At 44.6% G+C, this 514-nt stretch carries 1 protein-coding gene; it reads right to left on the bottom strand.

Annotation, left to right across the window (positions count from 1 at the left end):
* Positions 1–431 (bottom strand): DsbA family protein (locus tag R7Q46_RS30405; RefSeq protein WP_318078744.1); only part of this gene is annotated, 431 nt, incomplete at its 3' end.
* Between the last annotated feature and the right edge of the window lie 83 nt (positions 432–514).

The raw sequence follows: 514 nt of genomic DNA, 5'->3' as shown, positions 1-514 counted from the left end.
TTTTTAAACTGCTGCACATTCAGGCCAATCTCTTTCGCTAATTGAAGATGCGTTGCTTCTTCATGAGGCGGCATTGCACGTAGATAATAGGCGTGCTGAATCGCTTCGAGCATTTGCTCATACGAATCTTGGAATCCCGCGGCGATAACAGCGCGGCATGATTGATACGTACTTCTCACTGGTGTGCACAGTTTCCAGAAATCGTAGTTAAACTTGGTGCCTAGCTGAGTTTCGATTTGCTTCCAAATCCCCTCAAGCTTTTGTTGCATTTCTGGCGGCATTGGCAAATTAGTATCTGGTGCAAGCCCACCCACCACATACTCAAACTGAATCACACCTGGCAGTTGTTGTTTTAGTTTTTCGATGGTTGGTTTGTATCCCCAGCACCAACTGCACATAGGGTCATGTACGTAGTAAAGCTTTATGTTCATTCCACTAACCTAAAAAAGAAAAAGGAGCCAATGCGGCTCCCTCGTATTCTATCGCCAAATGTGAGTATTTACGAATTACTCAG

The organism is Vibrio sp. 811 (assembly GCF_033339195.1).
This window is presented reverse-complemented; position numbering and strand designations above follow the sequence as displayed.